This is a genomic window from Phosphitispora fastidiosa, assembly GCF_019008365.1.
GTDB lineage: Bacteria > Bacillota > Thermincolia > Thermincolales > UBA2595 > Phosphitispora > Phosphitispora fastidiosa.
Window position 1 is genome coordinate 1 of record NZ_JAHHUL010000131.1, and the last position, 271, is coordinate 271.

1 pseudogene is annotated in these 271 nt (G+C 65.3%); it reads right to left on the bottom strand.

The features are described from left to right. Positions 1 to 271: pseudogene (locus tag Ga0451573_RS19230) on the bottom strand (hypothetical protein); the annotation flags it as partial.

Here is a 271-nt window from a genome sequence, read left to right on the forward strand (position 1 = left end):
TTCCGTGTGATCGGCGACCGCATTGACCGGCCGCTTCTCCGGTTCGAGGATATCAAGCCGCACCGTGACCTTGTTCGACAGGAGCGCACCGCGCCAGCGGCGCGGGCGGAAGGGTGAGACCGGGGTGAGGGCCAGCAGACGGGCATCGAGCGGCAGGATCGGCCCTTGCGCCGAGAGATTGTAGGCGGTTGAACCAGCGGGTGTTGCCACCATCACGCCATCGCAGATCAGTTCCTCCAGGATAACCGTCGACGACCAGGTTCGCCTGGAG